The 17,193-nt window shown below is 63.9% G+C and carries 17 protein-coding genes; 10 read left to right on the top strand and 7 right to left on the bottom strand.

What is annotated here, in order from left to right; all coding sequences use genetic code 11:
* Nucleotides 1-27 precede the first annotated feature (27 nt).
* Together ACR81A_RS13775 and ACR81A_RS13770 are read left to right on the top strand one after the other, a co-directional pair.
* The gene (locus tag ACR81A_RS13775; protein WP_440312125.1) at nucleotides 28-639 is read left to right on the top strand and encodes an ion channel; all 612 of its coding nucleotides are present in this window, start codon (nucleotides 28-30) and stop codon (nucleotides 637-639) included.
* The gene (locus ACR81A_RS13770) at nucleotides 636-1,868 is read left to right on the top strand and encodes a chloride channel protein (RefSeq protein WP_440312124.1); all 1,233 of its coding nucleotides are present in this window, start codon (nucleotides 636-638) and stop codon (nucleotides 1,866-1,868) included. The genes ACR81A_RS13775 and ACR81A_RS13770 overlap by 4 nt, the downstream gene beginning before the upstream one ends.
* Nucleotides 1,869-1,945: 77 nt before the next feature.
* On the opposite strand, the gene ACR81A_RS13765 is transcribed toward ACR81A_RS13770, so the two are convergent.
* From ACR81A_RS13765 to ACR81A_RS13735, 7 genes are all read right to left on the bottom strand, one after another.
* Complete coding sequence (locus ACR81A_RS13765; protein ID WP_440312123.1) at nucleotides 1,946-2,275, bottom strand: hypothetical protein; 330 nt, start codon at nucleotides 2,273-2,275, stop codon at nucleotides 1,946-1,948.
* Nucleotides 2,276-2,413: 138 nt separating this feature from the next.
* Complete coding sequence (kduI, locus tag ACR81A_RS13760; protein ID WP_440312122.1) at nucleotides 2,414-3,238, bottom strand: 5-dehydro-4-deoxy-D-glucuronate isomerase; 825 nt, start codon at nucleotides 3,236-3,238, stop codon at nucleotides 2,414-2,416.
* Between the two features lie 24 nt (nucleotides 3,239-3,262).
* Complete coding sequence (locus tag ACR81A_RS13755) at nucleotides 3,263-4,234, bottom strand: 2-hydroxyacid dehydrogenase (RefSeq protein WP_440312121.1); 972 nt, start codon at nucleotides 4,232-4,234, stop codon at nucleotides 3,263-3,265.
* A gap of 70 nt (nucleotides 4,235-4,304) precedes the next feature.
* A complete protein-coding gene (locus ACR81A_RS13750) occupies nucleotides 4,305-5,417 on the bottom strand; it encodes an extracellular solute-binding protein (RefSeq protein ID WP_440312120.1) in 1,113 nt (370 codons plus the stop codon).
* A gap of 118 nt (nucleotides 5,418-5,535) precedes the next feature.
* Nucleotides 5,536-6,657, bottom strand: a complete 1,122-nt coding sequence (locus ACR81A_RS13745; RefSeq protein WP_440312119.1) for an ABC transporter ATP-binding protein — start codon at nucleotides 6,655-6,657, stop codon at nucleotides 5,536-5,538.
* Nucleotides 6,658-6,665: 8 nt separating this feature from the next.
* Nucleotides 6,666-8,405 (bottom strand): ABC transporter permease, encoded by a 1,740-nt coding sequence (locus ACR81A_RS13740; RefSeq protein WP_440312118.1) that lies wholly within the window; start codon nucleotides 8,403-8,405, stop codon nucleotides 6,666-6,668.
* Nucleotides 8,406-8,430: 25 nt separating this feature from the next.
* Nucleotides 8,431-8,796, bottom strand: coding sequence for a cupin domain-containing protein (locus tag ACR81A_RS13735; RefSeq protein WP_440312117.1), 366 nt, complete (start codon nucleotides 8,794-8,796; stop codon nucleotides 8,431-8,433).
* 193 nt (nucleotides 8,797-8,989) lie between these two features.
* Here ACR81A_RS13735 and ACR81A_RS13730 point away from each other — a divergent pair, with 193 nt between their 5' ends.
* The 8 genes from ACR81A_RS13730 (at nucleotide 8,990) to ACR81A_RS13695 (ending at nucleotide 17,176) form a co-directional block, all read left to right on the top strand.
* Nucleotides 8,990-9,811 carry an IclR family transcriptional regulator gene (locus tag ACR81A_RS13730; RefSeq protein ID WP_440312116.1) on the top strand — a complete coding sequence of 274 codons (822 nt, stop codon included), beginning with the start codon at nucleotides 8,990-8,992 and terminating at the stop codon, nucleotides 9,809-9,811.
* Nucleotides 9,812-10,013: 202 nt separating this feature from the next.
* Nucleotides 10,014-11,018, top strand: coding sequence for a C-terminal binding protein (locus ACR81A_RS13725; RefSeq protein WP_440312115.1), 1,005 nt, complete (start codon nucleotides 10,014-10,016; stop codon nucleotides 11,016-11,018).
* Complete coding sequence (locus ACR81A_RS13720) at nucleotides 11,011-11,754, top strand: SDR family oxidoreductase (protein ID WP_440312114.1); 744 nt, start codon at nucleotides 11,011-11,013, stop codon at nucleotides 11,752-11,754. The genes ACR81A_RS13725 and ACR81A_RS13720 overlap by 8 nt, the downstream gene beginning before the upstream one ends.
* Entirely contained in the window at nucleotides 11,751-12,437 is a 687-nt protein-coding gene (locus ACR81A_RS13715; protein ID WP_440312113.1) for a bifunctional 4-hydroxy-2-oxoglutarate aldolase/2-dehydro-3-deoxy-phosphogluconate aldolase, read from the top strand. Before ACR81A_RS13720 ends, ACR81A_RS13715 begins: the two co-directional genes overlap by 4 nt.
* On the top strand, nucleotides 12,434-13,399 hold the full coding sequence (locus ACR81A_RS13710; RefSeq protein ID WP_440312112.1) for a sugar kinase: 966 nt from the start codon (nucleotides 12,434-12,436) through the stop codon (nucleotides 13,397-13,399). The genes ACR81A_RS13715 and ACR81A_RS13710 overlap by 4 nt, the downstream gene beginning before the upstream one ends.
* Nucleotides 13,400-13,499: 100 nt before the next feature.
* A complete protein-coding gene (locus ACR81A_RS13705; RefSeq protein ID WP_237462303.1) occupies nucleotides 13,500-15,377 on the top strand; it encodes an ABC transporter ATP-binding protein in 1,878 nt (625 codons plus the stop codon).
* 50 nt (nucleotides 15,378-15,427) lie between these two features.
* Nucleotides 15,428-16,654, top strand: a complete 1,227-nt coding sequence (locus tag ACR81A_RS13700; RefSeq protein ID WP_440312111.1) for a pyridoxal phosphate-dependent aminotransferase — start codon at nucleotides 15,428-15,430, stop codon at nucleotides 16,652-16,654.
* A 63-nt stretch (nucleotides 16,655-16,717) separates the two neighbouring features.
* Nucleotides 16,718-17,176 (top strand): 23S rRNA (pseudouridine(1915)-N(3))-methyltransferase RlmH, encoded by a 459-nt coding sequence (locus ACR81A_RS13695; protein ID WP_202380605.1) that lies wholly within the window; start codon nucleotides 16,718-16,720, stop codon nucleotides 17,174-17,176.
* Nucleotides 17,177-17,193: the final 17 nt, after the last annotated feature.

Here is a 17,193-nt window from a genome sequence, read left to right as displayed (position 1 = left end):
GCTGCGCGCGCGTGAGAAACTGGTCGGGTGAGAAGACCGCGCGCCAACCCGCAAGATCCCACGCGCCCCGCAGGCCGCGTGGGGCGCGATGCCATGGCGACCATGGGCATCGTCTTCGCGCTGCTCATCTTCTTCGCGACGGTGCCGCTCTCCGCCCAAGACGGGACGGCGTGGTGGCTCATTACTCTCGCGGTCGGGTCCTCGCTGCTCCTCGCGGCAGTGCTCGTGCGTATGTTCATGCGTGGCTCGAACCTCTTCAGGCTGCTCGCGCTCCTTCTCGTGGTGGCGGTCGCGTGTGCGCTCGGCATCTTCACGGTGGCGCGGGAGATGCCGGGGCAGTTCTCAGGCATCGAGACCCGTATCGATGCGCTCTACTTCACGCTCACCACGATGACGACCACCGGCTACGGTGATATTCACGCGGTTGGCCAGTTCGCCCGCGCCCTGGTGTCGCTCATCCTCGTGTTCGACCTCGTTTTTCTGGGCCTGTTTGGCGCAGAGCTCTCGCGGATCGCCCAGCGCACTCTCGGGCGTGTGCAGGGTGCGGCAGCTGACCAGGGGCACGTGAACCCGCCGGAGACAGCGCCCGAAAGGCAGAAGTCTGAGGGCCCCGAGCACGAAAGGACGCAGGCCGAGTGAACGCCGCCGACCTCCCCGGGCCCCCCTCGCGCGGCGCCCGCTTCGTCGCAAACGTCAAGCCACTCGCCACCGCGATCCTGATGGGCGGTTTCGCGGGACTTATCGCGATCCTCACCTTTCAGGCCATGCAGGCGCTGCAGCACCTCATCTGGGGTGACGTGGCGGTCGGCCCGGCACGCATTGCGCTGACGATCGCGGCGGGCGGTGCCCTACTGATCCTGCTCGCGCGCATCGCCCCGACCGAGTCGATGGACGAGCTGCTGCGCGATACCGAGCAGCCCTGGCAACGGTCGCGACGCACCATCACGGTCACGGCGCTCAGCGCAATCGTCGCGGTCGCGTTTGGCGGGGCAGTCGGGCCCGAGGCCGGGCTGCTCGCCGTCGTGGCGCAGTGCTCGGCGATCGTGTCGCGCCTCATCGCACGCGACGAGGCCGAGGCGCGCGCAATCTCCGAGGCGGGGGCCGCGGGCACACTCGGCGGCATCTACGCCTCCCCACCCGCCGCGGCTGCGATTGAGGGCGATCGCCTCACGCCGAGCCGATTCGCTTCGCTGATCGCCGCGGTATCGGGGTTCTTCGTGTTCCTCTTCGTTGCCCGCACCGTGTTCGGAGGCGAAGGGGTCACCGCCGTGCCACTGCCGGAGGCGAGCGCAGGGGTGGCCTGGTTGCTCGTGGTCCCCGCCGTCGCGGGGCTGGTGTTCGGCGTGGCCTTCCGGCTGTTGCTCCCCGCCGCGGAACGGATCGCGAAGACGGCACCCCGGCCCTGGATCGCCACCGCGGTGGGCACTGCGGTGTTTGCTGCGCTTGCGGCGGCCTTGCCGCTCGTGCGGTTCTCGGGTCACCACGAACTGGGTGAGGTGAACGCGCTGCACGCCGACGGCGAGTGGTGGCAGCTCTGGGTGCTCGCCGGGGCGAAGCTGATCGCGCTGGTGCTCTGCCTCGCTGCGGGCTGGCGCGGCGGCGAGATCTTCCCGCTCATCTTCATCGGAGCCGCCGCGGGAGCTGCGAGCGCCGCGCTGCTCCCGGCACTCGACCCGGCCGCGGCCGTCATGATCGCGATGGCGGCAACGGTGACGGTGGGCTGGCGTCGCCCGCTTGCGGCATTCCTGCTGCTCATCCTCGTGGTGGACGGCGCTGCCGCGCTGCCGCTCCTCGCCGGGATCGGGTGCGGCATCCTCGTGAATCGGCTCTGCTTCCCGGAGCAGGGCGTAGCGCCCGCCGCGGGCTAGGAGAAGCGCCGGCGAAAAGGACAGCTGTGGCCCACCCTGCACAGCGGAATGGGCCACAGCACTGCTCCTTGGAACGGTTATGCGTCGTCAATCATCATGAAGCTAACCTCGCTGTTCGAGAAGTTGTGCCCACGGTGTGCGCGGCCCGAGTTCACGATGAAGCCGTTCCCCGCGGGTACAGAGAATGAGGACCCATCATCCTCGTACTCGTAGCTCATTTCCCCGTCGAACACGAAGCCACGGTGCCCCTTGGTGCACCAGACATCGTCACGGACCGCGCCAGGCGCGTACTTCACGAGGTTCCAGACGCTGCCGTCGGGCGCGGGCACGGTGCGTAGCTGAATGCCGGGAAGCTGCTCATCCCATGTGGTGTTGCTGAGTTCGATCAGATCAACGTCCTTGCTCATCTCATACTCCTTCAGAGTGTTTGTGTGTCTCACTGACGCCAGATAGTCGGCGCAGCAATTCGTTTCGGAGCCGAGTGCCGACTCCGCTTGTGGTCTCGGACCACAAGGTTGCGTCGCTTCAGTGAGCGACTGAAATCTCTAGATTTGGGGCACCGTCACGTGATCCATATCGGCGAACGACTGGTTTTCTCCGGCCATCACCCAAAGGAACGAGTAGTTCGAGGTGCCGGCGCCAAAGTGCATCGACCACGATGGCGAAATGACAACATCGCCATCCTTCAGAACCACGTGTCGTGTATGACCGGGCTTTCCCATGAAGTGGAATAGACGTTCCGATTCAGGCAGGTCGAAGTAGACATATACCTCGGTGCGCCGATCATGCGTGTGCGGGGGCATGCTGTTCCACACGTTTCCGGGCTTCGGCGCGGTGATGCCGAGCACGAGCTGGCTACTTCGTACCCCCTCGTCGTGGATGTGCTTCCGCACGACACGTTCGTTCGCATGCTCGTGTTCGCCGGTTTCGGTAGTGAGTGCCTCTGCTGCGGGAATCAGAGTGGTCGGGTGATCGACGTGCGAGACTGCAGAGGACAGGAAGAAACGTGTACCCGCTTCGTCAGCCTCGAATGAGACTTCTCGCGCCCCGCGGCCGATGTACAACGCGTCGAGCTTCACGAGGGGGTAGGCGACACCGTCAACAACTACGCGTCCACGGCCTCCGAGCGCCGTGACAGCGAGCTCGCGACGCTCGCAGAAGTACTCAGAGCGAAGCGCTGCGTAGTTTTCAAGTGTGAGGGAGGCGCCGGGGTTCGGGGTCGCGCCGCCGAGTACCATTCGGTCTTCGTGGCTGTACACCACGTTGAGGTGTCCGGACTGGAACAGATTGTCGATCACGAAGCGGGCACGCACCTCGTCGTCGGTCATACGTGCGAGCTCATCAGGGTGGGTGGCGTGGCGAATATCCATGGAAATCTTCAGCTTCTTTCGGAACTAGTGGGTCTTGCTGCTGACGACGTTTGTCGGCGCGCCCTCAGCAAACGCGATGATGTTGCGACCAGCGATCGCGAACACTTCATCGGCCTCGTCTGTATGGAACCCAATGTGCGGGGTAACTACGAGGTTCTCGACCTCAAGTGGGAGCGCGTCGAGGGAAGGAGGTTCGCTTTCGAACACGTCGATTCCAGCGCCAAACAGGTGGCCGGACTGAAGAAGCGTGAAAAGCGCGTCGCGATCGACGATTTCATCGCGGGCGGTGTTGATGAGTACAGACTTCTTGGGCATCGAGCCAAGCAATTCAGCCGAGACAATTCCCTCTGTCTCAGGCGTGTGAGTGAGGTGCAGCGAGACCACATCGCTGCTTCGGAAGAGCTCCTCGAGGGACACACGCTGGCCAGGCAGGGATGCTTCCTGTTCAGGACGTTCCGTTCGGTTCCAGAACACAACATTCATGCCGAGGGCGGCTCCCATCGCAATCACCTCGCGTCCGATCGCGCCCGTACCCACAACTCCAAGGGTGCGGCCCTGCAGTTTCAGCCCCTGGTTCTTTTCCCAACCACCTCCGCGTACGAGCCGGTCTCCCTCTGGAACGCGACGAGCAACGCTGAACATCAGAGCGATGGCATGTTCGGCGACGCTGCGACTTGCGAAATCAGGCACATTCGTCACAGTGATGCCCAACTGCTCGGCTTCCGCAACGTCGACGAAACGGTGGGCGCCAGTCCCGACAAAGCTCACCAATTTGAGTCCAGGTACGGAGGACAGGAATCGCGCGGGGAGCGGTCCCTGATCGGCGATGATGTACACCGCGTCGTATCCTTGCGCGCGAGCGATCGTGGCTTCCTCGTCCGCGAAACGCTCCTCAAACCAATCAAGTTGGTGTCCTGCGGCGCTGAGCGGCTCGATCACGTCCCGGCGCACGATATCTGCGTACTGGCATTCTCCGTCGATGCAGACGATTTTCACGATGAGGTTTCCTTCCGATGAGAGTGCAAATCCTGGGGTGCTGGGCCAACACCCCAGGACTCACGATGTGTTACTTGGCGACCCAGCGATTGAACTGATCGGTGAGATCGTCGTTGTTGGCCTTGTAGTAGTCCGCGTCCAGCGTGATCGCGTTCTTTACGTTCTCGCCAACGGGGAGGAACGGCTGCGCCTCGGCAGCGAATTCGTTCACCTCGAGTCCCTGCGTGGCGGCAGGAATCGGGGTCGGTACCTGTGAGCCGAAGGCGATCTGCCCCTCACGGTTCTCAATCACGCTCTTCAAGAGATGCTGAGCAGCCTCAGGGTTCGGGGCGTCAGCAGGGATCGCCCAGACGCTGTTTGCGTACCCTGCCTGGTTCCAGCTCACCGACATCGGGAAGCCATTCTCCTGTTTCGCGACGAACGCGCGGTTGGCCCAGAGAATGCCGAGATCGCACGATCCATTCTCAAAGCTCTCTATGGACTGTGCCCCGCTCGACCACCAAGTGACGCTGTCCTTGATGGTGTCGAGCTTCGCGAACGCCCGCTCGGTGTCGAGCGGATACAGCTCGTCTGCCGCAACTCCGTCTGCGAGCAGGGCGGACTCGAGCGTCCAGCCGTATTGCGGGTTGTTGAAGAGGCATCGCTGGCCGGGGAATTTTTGTGTGTCGTAGAGGTCTTCCCAGGTCTGCGGATGATCGCCAGAGTCGGGCCAAGTGTCCGAGTTCCACGCAAGAACCATGCCGAACGTCCCTACTTCGATGCCGGTCTTTGAGTAGGTGCCCTCAACCAGCTTGTCGACAGGAACAATGCTCGTGTCGAGTTCTGCGAGGTAACCGTCATCGGCGGCTTGCTGAGCGTCACTCAAAGACGGCAGGAACACGAGGCTCCAGTCCACGGCACCATTCTGCGCCGCGGCGAAGAACTTGGTCGAGGCCTCGTTGTAGTCGTCAACGACGGCTACGCCTGTCTCAGCGGTGAAGTCGGCAAAGACGGTCTCGTTCAGCCCGTCCCAGACGTTTCCGCCGCTGGTGTCGTAGAAGAGAATTTCGCCGGAGAGGGCAGCGTCGCCCCCTCCAGATGAGGATCCCGAGGGCTCCCCGGAGCCACTGCAAGCAGTGAGTGCAAGTGCGCCGGCGAGTGCGAGTGCGCCGAGCGATGTGGCTCGGGTCAGTGTCGTGTTCATATGCGTTCCTTCCTTGGATGCACAGTGAGGGAGATGAGGTGTTGCGAACTGCGATGGTGCGATTTTGGAGGCTTCGAGGGTGCGGAAGCGTGCAAGCTGGATCCCTGAACGGGCTGGGCTAGCTGACGGGGAGAAGCACGCCGCTGCCGCGACGGACGCTCATCACTGTCGACGAGCCGACTGAGGGGATTGCCTCGCTGCTGTCGAGGTCGACCAGGTAGCTGCCGGAGTCATCGGCGAGGCGAACGCGGATGGTCTGACCGAAGAAGCGCGCATCAGTCACAAAGACGCGTGCAATCGGATCGAAACCAGTTGGTGCTTCGGCGGGGGTATCGCTCAAACGGATATGCTCCGGCCGTGCGCTCAGTGTGCAGGCGGTTCCCGTGCGAAGCTGCGAGGACGCGGGTTGCTGAGCAGGGATCGTGAAATCACCAATCTGCACTGTGGCGATACGAGAGTCGGCGTCCAGCACGTTGGCAGCGAAGCTGTTCGTTTCGCCGAGGAAGTTGGCAACAAACGCGCTTCCAGGGGCGCTATAGATTTCACGTGGGGCGCCGACCTGGCGAATGTACCCGGCCTCCATTACGCCCATGCGATCGGAAAGAATGTAGGCCTCTTCCTGGTCGTGGGTCACATAGATCGCCGTGGTCTCAGATTCTTGCTGGATCCTTCGAATCTCCGCGCCGAGGTCCTGGCGCAGACGACGGTCCAGCGCGCCGAGTGGCTCGTCAAGCAAGAGCACGCGTGGGCGCTGTGCGAGGGCTCGCCCGAGTGCCACGCGCTGCTGCTGGCCACCGGAGAGTTGAGCCGGCAGCCGGTCGCGCAGTGTGCCCAGCTCCGTGAGCTCAAGCATCTCGGACACTCGCTTCTCGAGCGCTGCCCCTCGAACCTTGCGGATCTTGAGGCCGAATGCGATGTTCTGGGCGACCGTGAGGTGCGGAAAGAGCGCGTAGTTCTGAAACACGAAGCCGAGGTCCCGCTGCTGGGTGGGAAGCCCGGTGACGTCATCGCCGTCGATTGAGACGCTACCTGAGGTGAAATCGATGAGGCCGGCGATGATTCGCAGCAGGGTGGTCTTTCCGGATCCGGACGGCCCGAGAAGTGTGAAGAACTCACCAGCTCGGACCTCGAGATCTGTCTCTTGGAGTACGCGGTTACCGCCGAAGTCGCAGCTCACCTGTTCGACGACGACCTCGCCGCGCTTGTTGCCCGGGGTCTGCGGAGCCAGGGTGGGGGTCATGGCTGTTCTCATTTCTTGTCTGCAGCCGCTGTGGCGCGCCGCGACTGGATAATGCGCTGAAGGATGATGACGGCAATCACGAGGATTGTGAGGAGTGCTGCGATCGCGGGGACAGTGGGCACGATGCCGCTCTCGAGGTACTGGTAGATGGTGACCGGGAGGGTCTTCACCGGGCCGGTCTGCAGGAAGAGCGCGAGGACCACCTCGTCCCAGGACGTGACGAAGGCGAGACCGAACGCGGAGAGGATCGCTGGAATCATTCCGCGCACGGTGACCTTCCAGAACGCGGAGATGCGAGAAGCTCCCATCGTCCACGCTGCGGTCTCGAGATCGAGGCCGCGGGAAGCGAGCGAGGTGTTCAGGATCGCGAAAGCCAGCGGGAAGGACACCAGCGTGTGTGCGAACACAAGGCCGGGGATAGTGCCGGCTAGCTTGAGGCGAAGCTCGACGGCATAGATGCCGATGGCGAGAAGAATTGCCGGGGTGATGATCGGAGCGAATGCGAGCCCCGAAATGAAGAGCTTGGTGCGTTCAGACTTTGCCGTTTGCACAACGCGGGCGAGATAGAGAGCGAGCGCGGTAGAGGCGAGGCCCGTGAGCGTAGCGATGAGCAGGCTCCGCATGATCGGATTGAGCCACGTGGTCGTGGTGAGAACATCGCCATACCACTGGAGAGTGAACCCGCGCGGGGGGAAGACGACTGTCTGAGTCTCACCGACTGAGAGTGGGAATACGATCAGCACGGGAACGAGGAGTACGGCAAGCGATACAAGCGTGATGGCGCCGGTGACCAAGGTTCCTGGCGACCAAGTGAAGCGCTGCTCGGCGCTCACCCCCTTTGCCTGCGCGCCCATGCCCGGAGCCTGGAAGCCGCCACCGATTCGAATCACTGCGATGTACAGCACCAAAGTGGCGAGTAGGAGTACGACTCCGAGCGCTGAGGCGACACCCCACTTGAACAGGTCGATCTGCTGCTGGATGTACACCGCAACGGTTTGCTCTTGTGGGCCGCCCAGAATTGCCGGGACGATGAAGAAGCTGAGCGCGAGGATAAAGCACAACAGTGCGCCGCTGAGAATCGAGGTGCGGACGAGTGGCAGGAACACCTTGACGAAGATCTGCACGCCGGAGGCGCCAAGCGTCCGCGCCGCGAGGATGACGTTGTGATCAATGCTCGTCATGCCTGAATAAAGAATCAGGATCATGTAGGGGAGCAGGTACATCACTGTGCCAACGAGCGTTCCTCCCTGGGTGTACAAAAGCGAGAACTTCTCTCCGCCAAATGCCTGCCCGATCTGGCTGAGGAGTCCATTGGGGCTGAGGATCGAGGTGACCGAGAACAGTCGCACCACGATGGAAACTTGAAATGGAATCAGGATCAGAAGCAGCACAATGCCTGCGGCGCGACCGGGGAGTCGAGAGATGAAGTAGGCGGTTGGGAACCCCAGGAGCAGCGCGAGGAGAGTGGAATTCACTGCCAGAACGACGGTGCGCCACTCGACAAGGTGGAGGTACTCATCCTGCAAGATTGTCGCGTAGTGCTCGAAGGTGAATTGCGGGTTGCCCCAGTCCATAACGCCGTCGACGCTGACGCTGCGAAGGACGACGTCAAGCAATGGCCAGGCGAAGAAAATGATGAAGAAGCCGGCGGCGCCGAGCGCCAACGCGATCTTGGGAATACGGGCTGGATCAACCGCTGACCGCTTTGGCGGTCTGACGGTCGGGATCCCAGTGGTGCTCAGGCTCATCGTTGATCCTTGGTGGGTGGGCGGCTTACGCCGTTGTGGTCGTGATGATGTACAGCTTGCGAGTGGTCTCACGCACGTCCCAGATCACCTCAGAACCATCGGGGAGCGATACAAATGCGCCCGGGGAGATCGCGATCGCGTCGCCGTTCTTACGGGTGATGGTGCCGGAGCCGCTCAGGAAGTACATGAACTCGGAGATCCCGTGCTTGGAGGAATGGAAGCTTCCCGGAGTGATTTCCCATACGCCGATCTCGGTGCCGTCTTCCTCTCGGAGCACGAGCTCGCTGGCTTCGGGAGTGCCCGAGATAACGCGCGCGGGGTTTGTGCTCTCGCCGAGCTGCGAGGTGGCGAGGTCTGCGAGCGCGAGCGGATCGAAGCGGAGCTCGGTCATGAGAAAATCCCTTTCGCGACGTTGCACAGAGATTCAACGTCATCGTTTGTGAATCAAATTTGAAACACTGTCCCATAAGTGGTGAAATATTGTCAATACAGAATGAGACCCGGCGGCCGCCGGTTCGTAAGATGTGAAGGTGTGCGCCGAACCGCGAGGACGCGGTGGCTTGCCACCAGAGAGCAGAGATCGAATGGCTGAACGCGTTATTTCCACCGGTGGGCTTGTGTCTTCGGAGCGAGTGACTGGCACCCAGAGCCTTGAGAAGGCCGTGGATATTTTGGAGTACATCGCCTCTGCGCCACGCCCCGGCGTGACGCTCGCGGAGTGCACGGGAATTCTGGGGTTCAGTAAGGCAACCACTCAGCGCATGCTGTTGACGTTGACGCGTCGCAATCTGCTGCACTTCGACGAAGAACTGGGGGTCTACTCGCTCGGCATGTTGACCGCCAAGCTTGGCTCTGAGTACTTGAGTCGTCTGGATACGCGCAAGGCTGCGCTCCCAGTGCTTCGTGACCTGGTTGCAGAATCAGGTGAGACGGCCCACCTCGGTGTGCTGTCGGGCGAGGATGTTGTGTATATCGAGTTGGTTGATAGTCCGCAGCCCATCCGCATCTTCAGTAAGGTGGGTGACTCCGTTCCTGCGTACGCGACTGCGATTGGCAAAGCGATTCTTGCTCAGCTGCCTGGTGATGTCCGCCAGCGGCACTTGCCGGAGGCGTTGGTGCCGCGCACGCCGCGCACGCTCACTACGTTTGAAGCGTTGCATGTGGATCTTGCTCGCACGCGCGAGCGGGGCTTTGCGATCGATGACGGTGAGAATCGTGATGGAATCCGTGGATATGCGGCCCCGATCTTCGATTTTTCGGGTGCCGTGTGCGCTGGGCTGAGCCTTGCTGGTCCGACGGCGCGCATTGAGTCCGAGGAGGACCGGTTGCAGTTCGCGGAGATGGTGATGCGCGCTGCGCGTCGCGTGTCGCAGGTGCTGGGTGCCCCAGAAGCGGTCGCTCGCTAGACGCCTCGCCTGAAATCTGCTCCGGCGGGCTGCGCTGGTACGTGCATTGCGGCCCGGAGTTCATGCTGCCTGGAATCTCATGCTGCCGCATCGCGGTGTCCCGCTTGGGTGTGAGTGCTCGAGCTTCCACGTGAACCAATCGTTTGGCTTAAGTCGTCATTTATGAAATGATGTTTCAAATTTCCCAACGATGGAGGCTTCAGTGCAGCAGCAGAATCGTCGGGTCGTGATCACCGATTGCGACCACGGCAACGTCGAGATCGAACAGAGCGTCGCCGAACGGTACGGTGTTGAGCTCGTTGTCGCCGATTGTGCGACCGAGTCGGACGTGATCGAAGCTGGGCGTGGAGCGTCCGCGCTTCTCACGCAGTACGCCCCTGTGACCGCGCGGGTATTGGAGGCGCTGCCGGAGCTTGTCGCAGTTGGGCGCTACGGGGTTGGCGTCGACACCATTGACCTTGATGCCGCCTCGGCCCTCGGCGTCGCCGTATGCAATGTTCCCGACTACGGGACCGAAGATGTCAGCGACCACGCGATTGCGCACGCGCTCGGACTTCTGCGCGGGCTCGGTGCGCTGGATCGTGGCCTCCGCCGAGGTGAGAGCTCCCTCGAGCCGGTGCGTCCGCTGCACCGCTTTTCGGCCACCACTTTCGGCGTCTATGGGCTGGGCCTCATTGGCGAGGCAACTGCGCGGAAGGCCCGCGCGCTCGGCTTCCAGGTCGTCGGCACAGATCCCCGCTGGGCACCCGGCACAACGAGCCCCGCAGGCACGACGGTGGTTTCCGCGGAGGAGCTTCTCGAAAGTGTGGAACTGCTCTCCTTGCACTTGCCGTTGACCCCCGCGACGCACCACATCATCGATGACAACGCGTTTGCTCAGATGCGTCAGGGGGTAAAACTCGTGAACACCTGTCGTGGTGGGGTGTTGGACACTGCGGCGCTGATTCGTGCGCTCGACGGAGGGAGAGTGGCGGGAGCCGGCCTTGACGTGTTTGAGGAGGAGCCGCTCCCGCAGACAAGCCGGCTTCTTGAATTCGATCAGGTTGCATTGAGCCCCCACGCAGCCTGGTACAGCGAAGAATCGTTTGCTGAACTCAAACGGCGAGCAATGGAGAACGTTTTGGAGGCCGTTGTCGGCCGCACCTCTGCCAACACGGTGAATGCTGCGGCGCTGACCGCGATGAAGAAGGAGGTGCGCAATGTTTGATCAGAGCCTTCGCGGACAGCATGCCGTCGTCACCGGAGCGTCGCGCGGGATTGGTGCGGCCGTTGCGGCTGCCCTCATCCAGAGCGGGGCGAGCGTGACTACTCTGCAGCGCAGTGAGCCGCCTCGAGAGCTTCTCGGCCTCGCAGCACGACACGAGACTCACTTGAAGCACATTGCCGTTGACCTCGGTGACGCGGTTTCCATCGCTGCCGCGATTGAGTCGGCGGGCCCGGCTGACATTCTGGTCACCAACGCGGGCGTACAGAGCCGGTATGACGCCGCCGAGTTTCCGCTTTCCGAATTTGAGCGCGTGCTTGATGTGAACACAACTGCCGTGTTCCAGTTGTGTCAGGGATTTGGGCGCGGGATGCTCGAACGCGGGTCAGGCAAGATTGTTGCTCTCGCCTCGCTGCTCTCTTTCCAGGGTGGGCTTCGTGTTCCTGCCTACGCGGCTTCGAAGGGCGCTGTCGCCCAGCTCGTGAAGGCGCTGAGCAACGAGTGGGCGGGTCGCGGTATCAACGTGAACGCTGTAGCTCCCGGGTACGTGGAGACGGACATGAACGCGGCGTTGATTGCCGACCCAGACCGTTTCCGGCAGCTCAGTGAGCGTATCCCCGCCGGGCGGTGGGCCACCCCCGAGGACATCGCGAGCGCGGTTGCATTCCTCTGTACCCCGTACGCCGGGTACATCCATGGCACTGTGTTGCCGGTCGATGGAGGGTGGCTCGGGCGATGAGTAACCGACTGCCGGTGCCGTCAGCGCTCCGAAACCAACCTGTCATTGCTGTGCTCCGTGCGCCTGCGCCGACTGAGTATGCACCAGTGATTGATGCGCTTCTCGCGGGGGGCGTGACCCACATCGAGGTGACACTGAGCACCCCAGGAACCCTCGACTACCTTGCAGGGCTCGTGGAGCGTTGCGGGTCCGATGCGGCGATTGGCGTCGGCACCGTAACGAACCCCGAAGAAGCAGAGCGCGCGCTCGCCGCGGGCGCAGCGTACCTGGTCACCCCCACCACCGAACTCTCGGTGGTCGATGTTGCGCTCGCGGCGGGAGTGCCCGTCTACCCTGGAGGGCTCACGCCAACGGAACTGCACAGCGCCTGGCGGCGTGGGGCGCCCGCTGTGAAACTGTTTCCTGCATCCCGGTTTGGATCCGGGTACCTCGCTGACCTGCGCGGCCCATTCCCAGACCTGGAAGTTATCCCCTCAGGAGGGGTCACCACGGATGAGGCGCTCGTCTGGCTCGCTGCTGGAGCGTGTGCAGTGAGTGTCGGGGGGCCGCTCCTCCGCGATGCATTCGACGGGGGCAGCCTGGACGCGCTGACTGCGCGAGCGACAGACCTGAACCGCCGCATCGTTGACGCGGGGTTCGGCAGTGCGAGGTTCGTCCAGTCGGAGCCGGAGGCCGCTCGATGATCGGCGAATTTCTGCAGAAAGAGCGGTACGCACTCACTTTTGGTGAATCGATGGGCCTCCTGCGCCAAACGACGCCGGGGAGGCTAGCCACCCAGCACACACTCGGATTTGGCTTTGGCGGCGCTGAGTCCAACGTCGCGATTGGGCTTGCTCGCCTCGGCGCATCGGTAGCCTGGTGCGGACGCCTGGGCGATGACGGCGTGGGAGAGCTGATTGAGCGCGAGTTGCGGGCCGAGGGAGTGAGAGTCCTCGCTGCGCGAGATACCGAAGCGCCGACCGGGCTCATGCTGAAGGAGCGCCCTACGAGTGGCACGTCGCGGGTCTTGTACTACCGACGAGCAGGCTCGGGATCTCGGCTCGCACCAGCTGACGTGCCACCCGGCCTCGTTGAGGACGCCGCGCTTGTACACCTGACCGGGATCACGTCCGCGCTTTCCGAGTCTGCGTCCGCAACCGTTGATTCGGTCATCGACCGCGCCAAGGCCGCGGGAGTCGCGGTGTCGATCGACCTCAACTACCGTTCAGCGCTGTGGACCTCAGCCGACGCTGCACCCCATTTTGCTCGTCTCCTCGCTCGCGCAGATATTGCGTTCGCGGGTGATGACGAAGCCGCCATTGTGCTTGGGCCTGGATCCGCGGAGGAACTCGCGCGAGGTCTTCGCGCCCTCGGGCCGACGGAAGCCATCATCAAGCTGGGAGAACGGGGCTGCTACGCCGACGTCGGCGAAGAGACCCTCGGCCGCGGAGCTGTGCCGATCACTGCGGTCGATACCGTAGGAGCTGGAGATGCGTTCGTTGCCGGGTATCTCGCGGAATGGCTTGCTAACGCACCGCTCGCGCAGCGGCTCGACACTGCAGTAGCTGCTGGTGCGTTCGCCTGTCTCACTGAGGGCGACTGGGAGGGTCTGCCTCGGCGGCGCGACTTCGCGCTTCTCGCCGCCGGTGATCCCGTGCGCCGGTGAACTCACCTCGCGTCTTGGTGTGTGCAGCCTTTCCGCGCCCACCGCAGCGCACGGAAAGCTGTGCCCAGCGCCGCATCGCCGCTATGCTCCGAACATGAGCATGGGTGGTGGCATGGGCGGCGGCGGTGGCCGTGGCTCCCGCGTTTCCGGCGGCGACATGGAGCGGCAGCGTGAGCTGAACAGTCAGGCTCCGAAGGTCGCGAATCTTGGGCGACGCATTGCGGAGCTGTTTCAGCCCTACCGCGGCCCGCTCGCGGTCATCATCGCGCTGGTGATCGTGTCGGCGGCGCTCGCGATTCTGCCGCCCCTCATCACGCAGCGCGTGTTCGACGACGGGCTGTTCCCGGTCGACGGATCCGGCCCGAACATGCCGGTGCTCACCTGGCTCGTCATCGCGATGATCGTCGTGTTTGTGATCTCCTCGGGCCTTGGCATCATCCAGACCTACTTCACCGCACGCGTGGGCAACCGCGTGATGGGCGACCTCCGGGTGAAGCTGTTCTCCCACCTGCAGCGCATGGAACTGGGGTTCTTCACACGCACGAAGACCGGCGTGATCCAGTCGCGGTTGCAGAACGATGTCGGCGGCGTCGCGAACGTGCTCACCAACACGGTGTCGAACATCATCGGCAACACCGTGACGGTCGTCGCCGCTGCGGTCGCCATGATCCTGCTCAGCTGGCAGCTCACGATCGTCGCGCTGCTCCTCATGCCCGTGCTCGTGTTCGCGCAGCGCCGCGTGGGGCAGGTGCGCGCACGCATCGCGGGCCGCACCCAGGAATCGCTTTCGGAAATGACCGCGATTACGCAGGAGGCGCTGTCGGTCTCGGGTGTGCTGCTCGCGAAGACCTACTCGCGGCAGAAGGCCGAGACCGAACGCTACGCCGACGAGAACCGCAACCAGATCGCGCTGCAGGTACAGCAGACGATGAGTGGTCAGGTCTTCTTCGCGCTCGTGCAGGTGTTCCTCTCGGCAGTGCCCGCGATTGTCTATCTCGTCTCGGGCTGGCTGATGTCTGAAGCGCAGGGCACGGGCTTCGACCCGGGCATCACGGCGGGCACGATCGTCGCGTTCACGACGGTGCAGTCGCGCCTGCTGTTCCCGATGATGGCGCTCATGCGGATCGCACTCGATCTGCAGACCTCGAGCGCGCTGTTTGCGCGCATCTTCGAGTATCTCGATTTGGATCCCGCCATCGTGGACGCGCCGAATGCCCAGGAGCCCTCCGACGAGCCCGGCCGCGCCGGCCGCATCGAGTTCTCCGACGTCACGTTCCGCTACCCGGACGCTGGCCCAGACGATCGCCCCACACTCGACCGCATCTCCTTCGAGGTGGCACCCGGCGAGTTCGTCGCCTTCGTTGGCGCATCGGGATCGGGCAAGACCACGATCGGCAATTTGATCCCGCGCCTGTATGACGCCTCTTCGGGCACCGTGCGCTACGGCGGTGACGACGTGAAGTCGCTCGCCCAGGAGTCGCTCATGGACCGCATCGGCGTCGTCACGCAGGAGCCCTACCTCTTCCACGCGTCGATCGCGGCGAATCTGAAGTACGCCAAGCCTGATGCGACCCAGGAGGAGCTTGAGCACGCCGCCGGGCTCGCGAACATTCACGAGACCATTGCGGGCTTCGCCGATGGCTACGAGACGATCGTGGGCGAGCGCGGCTACCGGCTCTCCGGTGGCGAGAAGCAGCGCATCGCGATTGCGCGTGTGCTCCTCAAGAACCCGCGCGTGCTCGTGCTCGACGAGGCGACGAGTGCGCTCGACACCGTGAACGAGCGCGTGGTGCAGCGCGCCCTTGAGGATGCCCGCAGCGGACGCACCACTATCGCGATCGCGCACCGGCTCTCCACCGTCGTCGACGCCGACCGCATCTACGTGGTGGGCGCCGGTCACATTCTTGAGGCGGGAACGCACGAGGAGTTGCTCGCCCTGGAGGGCGCGTACGCCGAGCTCTACTCGCAGCAGCAGTAGCGGCGCCGCGGCGCACCCGCGGAGAAACAACGCGAGAGTAGGATCTTCCCGTGCGCCAGATCACCCAGTCCCGCAAACTCGCCGGTGTGCGCTACGACGTGCGCGGTCCGATTCTGCAGGAGGCCGAGCGCCTCGAGCGGGCCGGCCACGCAGTGCTGAAGCTCAACATCGGCAACCCGGCGCCATTCGGGTTTGATGCGCCGCCCGAGATCGTCGAGGCCGTGCAGCGTGCGCTACCGGTGGCGCAGGGCTACACCGATTCTCGCGGCGTCCTGCCCGCGCGCGAGGCGGTTGCCGCCGCGTACACCGCGGCTGGAATTGCCGGCATCGGCCCAGACGATGTGTTCCTGGGCAACGGAGTGAGTGAGCTCATCTCGCTCGTGCTGCAGGCGCTCGTCGACACGGGCGATGAGATTCTCGTGCCCGCTCCCGACTACCCCCTGTGGACGGCGCAGGTGACCCTCGCCGGTGGGCGTGCGGTGCACTACCCGTGCGACGAGAGCAACGGGTGGATGCCCGACCTCGCCGCGATCGAGGCGCTCATCACGCCGGCGACCAAGGGGATCGTGCTGATCAATCCGAACAATCCCACCGGTGCGGTGTACTCGGCCGAGCTGGTGCGCGGCTTCGCGGCGCTCGCAGAACGGCACGGGCTCGTGCTCATGGCTGACGAGATCTACGACCGAATTCTGTTCGAGGGTGCGGTGCACGAGCACGCCGCCGCGCACGTGACCGAGACGCTCTGCCTCACTTTTAGCGGCCTGTCGAAGGTGCAGCGGGTTGCTGGGTATCGCGCGGGCTGGCTGGTGACGAGCGGTGATCGGGATCGGGCGCGCGACTTCCTGGAGGGGCTGACGCTGCTCGCCAACATGCGGATGTGCGCGAACGCGCCGGCGCAGCATGCGATCCCCGTCGCGCTGGATCCCGCGCAAAACGGGTCTGGGATCGCCGAGCTGTGCGCGCCCGGCGGGCGGCTGCGCGAGCAGCGGGACGCCGCGCACCGGCTCCTCACCGAGATCCCGGGGGTCACGTGTGTGGCGCCCGGCGGCGCAATGTACCTCTTCCCCCGGCTCGATCCCGTGCGTTACCTGATCGACGATGACCAGGCGTTTGTCATCGAGCTGCTGCGCGCGACGCGCGTGCTCGTGACGAACGGCCGCGGCTTCAACCTGCCGACGCCAGACCACCTGCGATTCGTGACGTTGCCCAGCGTGCCCGTACTCACGGAGGCGATTGGTCGCATCGGTGAGTACCTCGCCGGAGTGCGGCGTGACTGAGCGGAATGAACACGCGTGCGCGAGCGTGCGTGGCAACACCGAGCTGTCGGGAGTGAGCGACACATGAGTATCAAGATTCTGGCCGTCGGGAAGAAGCACGAGGCCTGGGTGGCCGACGGCATCAGCCGCTACGAGCAGCGCTTGCGGAAGCCGTTCGATGTGAGCTGGCAGTTGCTGCCGCACTCCGCGCGCGATGGCGAGGCTGCGCGCGCGGAGGAGTCCGAGCGAATCCTCGCGAAGCTCGACCGCGATGCTTTTCTCGTGCTGCTCGATGAGCGCGGGCGCAACGTCGATTCGCCTGAGCTTGCGCGGCGCGTGCGCGCGGAACTCGACGCCGGGCGCCAGATCGTCGTGGTGATCGGCGGCGCCTATGGCGTTACCGACGCCGTGCGGCAGCGCGCCAACTTCGTGTGGAGTCTGTCCGCGCTTGTATTCCCGCACCAGCTTGTTCGGCTCATCCTCGCGGAGCAGCTGTACCGGGCGCAGGAGATCTCGGCGGGGCGCGCGTACCACCACGTGTAGGGCGCCCCCGCACATGT

It is taken from the genome of Leucobacter chromiireducens (assembly GCF_051993095.1).
Classification (GTDB): domain Bacteria; phylum Actinomycetota; class Actinomycetes; order Actinomycetales; family Microbacteriaceae; genus Leucobacter; species Leucobacter chromiireducens.
Note: the sequence above shows the minus strand (reverse complement) of the source record. Positions and strands in the feature narration are given on the sequence as shown.

What these genes read in the sequence shown, in the direction of transcription:
- ACR81A_RS13765 (WP_440312123.1), bottom strand. Translation starts at nt 2,275, where the DNA reads ATGAGCAAGGACGTTGATCTGATCGAACTCAGCAACACCACATGGGAT.
- kduI (WP_440312122.1), bottom strand. Translation starts at nt 3,238, where the DNA reads ATGGATATTCGCCACGCCACCCACCCTGATGAGCTCGCACGTATGACC.
- ACR81A_RS13750 (WP_440312120.1), bottom strand. Translation starts at nt 5,417, where the DNA reads ATGAACACGACACTGACCCGAGCCACATCGCTCGGCGCACTCGCACTC.
- ACR81A_RS13745 (WP_440312119.1), bottom strand. Translation starts at nt 6,657, where the DNA reads ATGACCCCCACCCTGGCTCCGCAGACCCCGGGCAACAAGCGCGGCGAG.
- ACR81A_RS13740 (WP_440312118.1), bottom strand. Translation starts at nt 8,405, where the DNA reads ATGAGCCTGAGCACCACTGGGATCCCGACCGTCAGACCGCCAAAGCGG.
- ACR81A_RS13735 (WP_440312117.1), bottom strand. Translation starts at nt 8,796, where the DNA reads ATGACCGAGCTCCGCTTCGATCCGCTCGCGCTCGCAGACCTCGCCACC.
- ACR81A_RS13730 (WP_440312116.1), top strand. Translation starts at nt 8,990, where the DNA reads ATGGCTGAACGCGTTATTTCCACCGGTGGGCTTGTGTCTTCGGAGCGA.
- ACR81A_RS13720 (WP_440312114.1), top strand. Translation starts at nt 11,011, where the DNA reads ATGTTTGATCAGAGCCTTCGCGGACAGCATGCCGTCGTCACCGGAGCG.
- ACR81A_RS13715 (WP_440312113.1), top strand. Translation starts at nt 11,751, where the DNA reads ATGAGTAACCGACTGCCGGTGCCGTCAGCGCTCCGAAACCAACCTGTC.
- ACR81A_RS13710 (WP_440312112.1), top strand. Translation starts at nt 12,434, where the DNA reads ATGATCGGCGAATTTCTGCAGAAAGAGCGGTACGCACTCACTTTTGGT.
- ACR81A_RS13705 (WP_237462303.1), top strand. Translation starts at nt 13,500, where the DNA reads ATGGGTGGTGGCATGGGCGGCGGCGGTGGCCGTGGCTCCCGCGTTTCC.
- ACR81A_RS13695 (WP_202380605.1), top strand. Translation starts at nt 16,718, where the DNA reads ATGAGTATCAAGATTCTGGCCGTCGGGAAGAAGCACGAGGCCTGGGTG.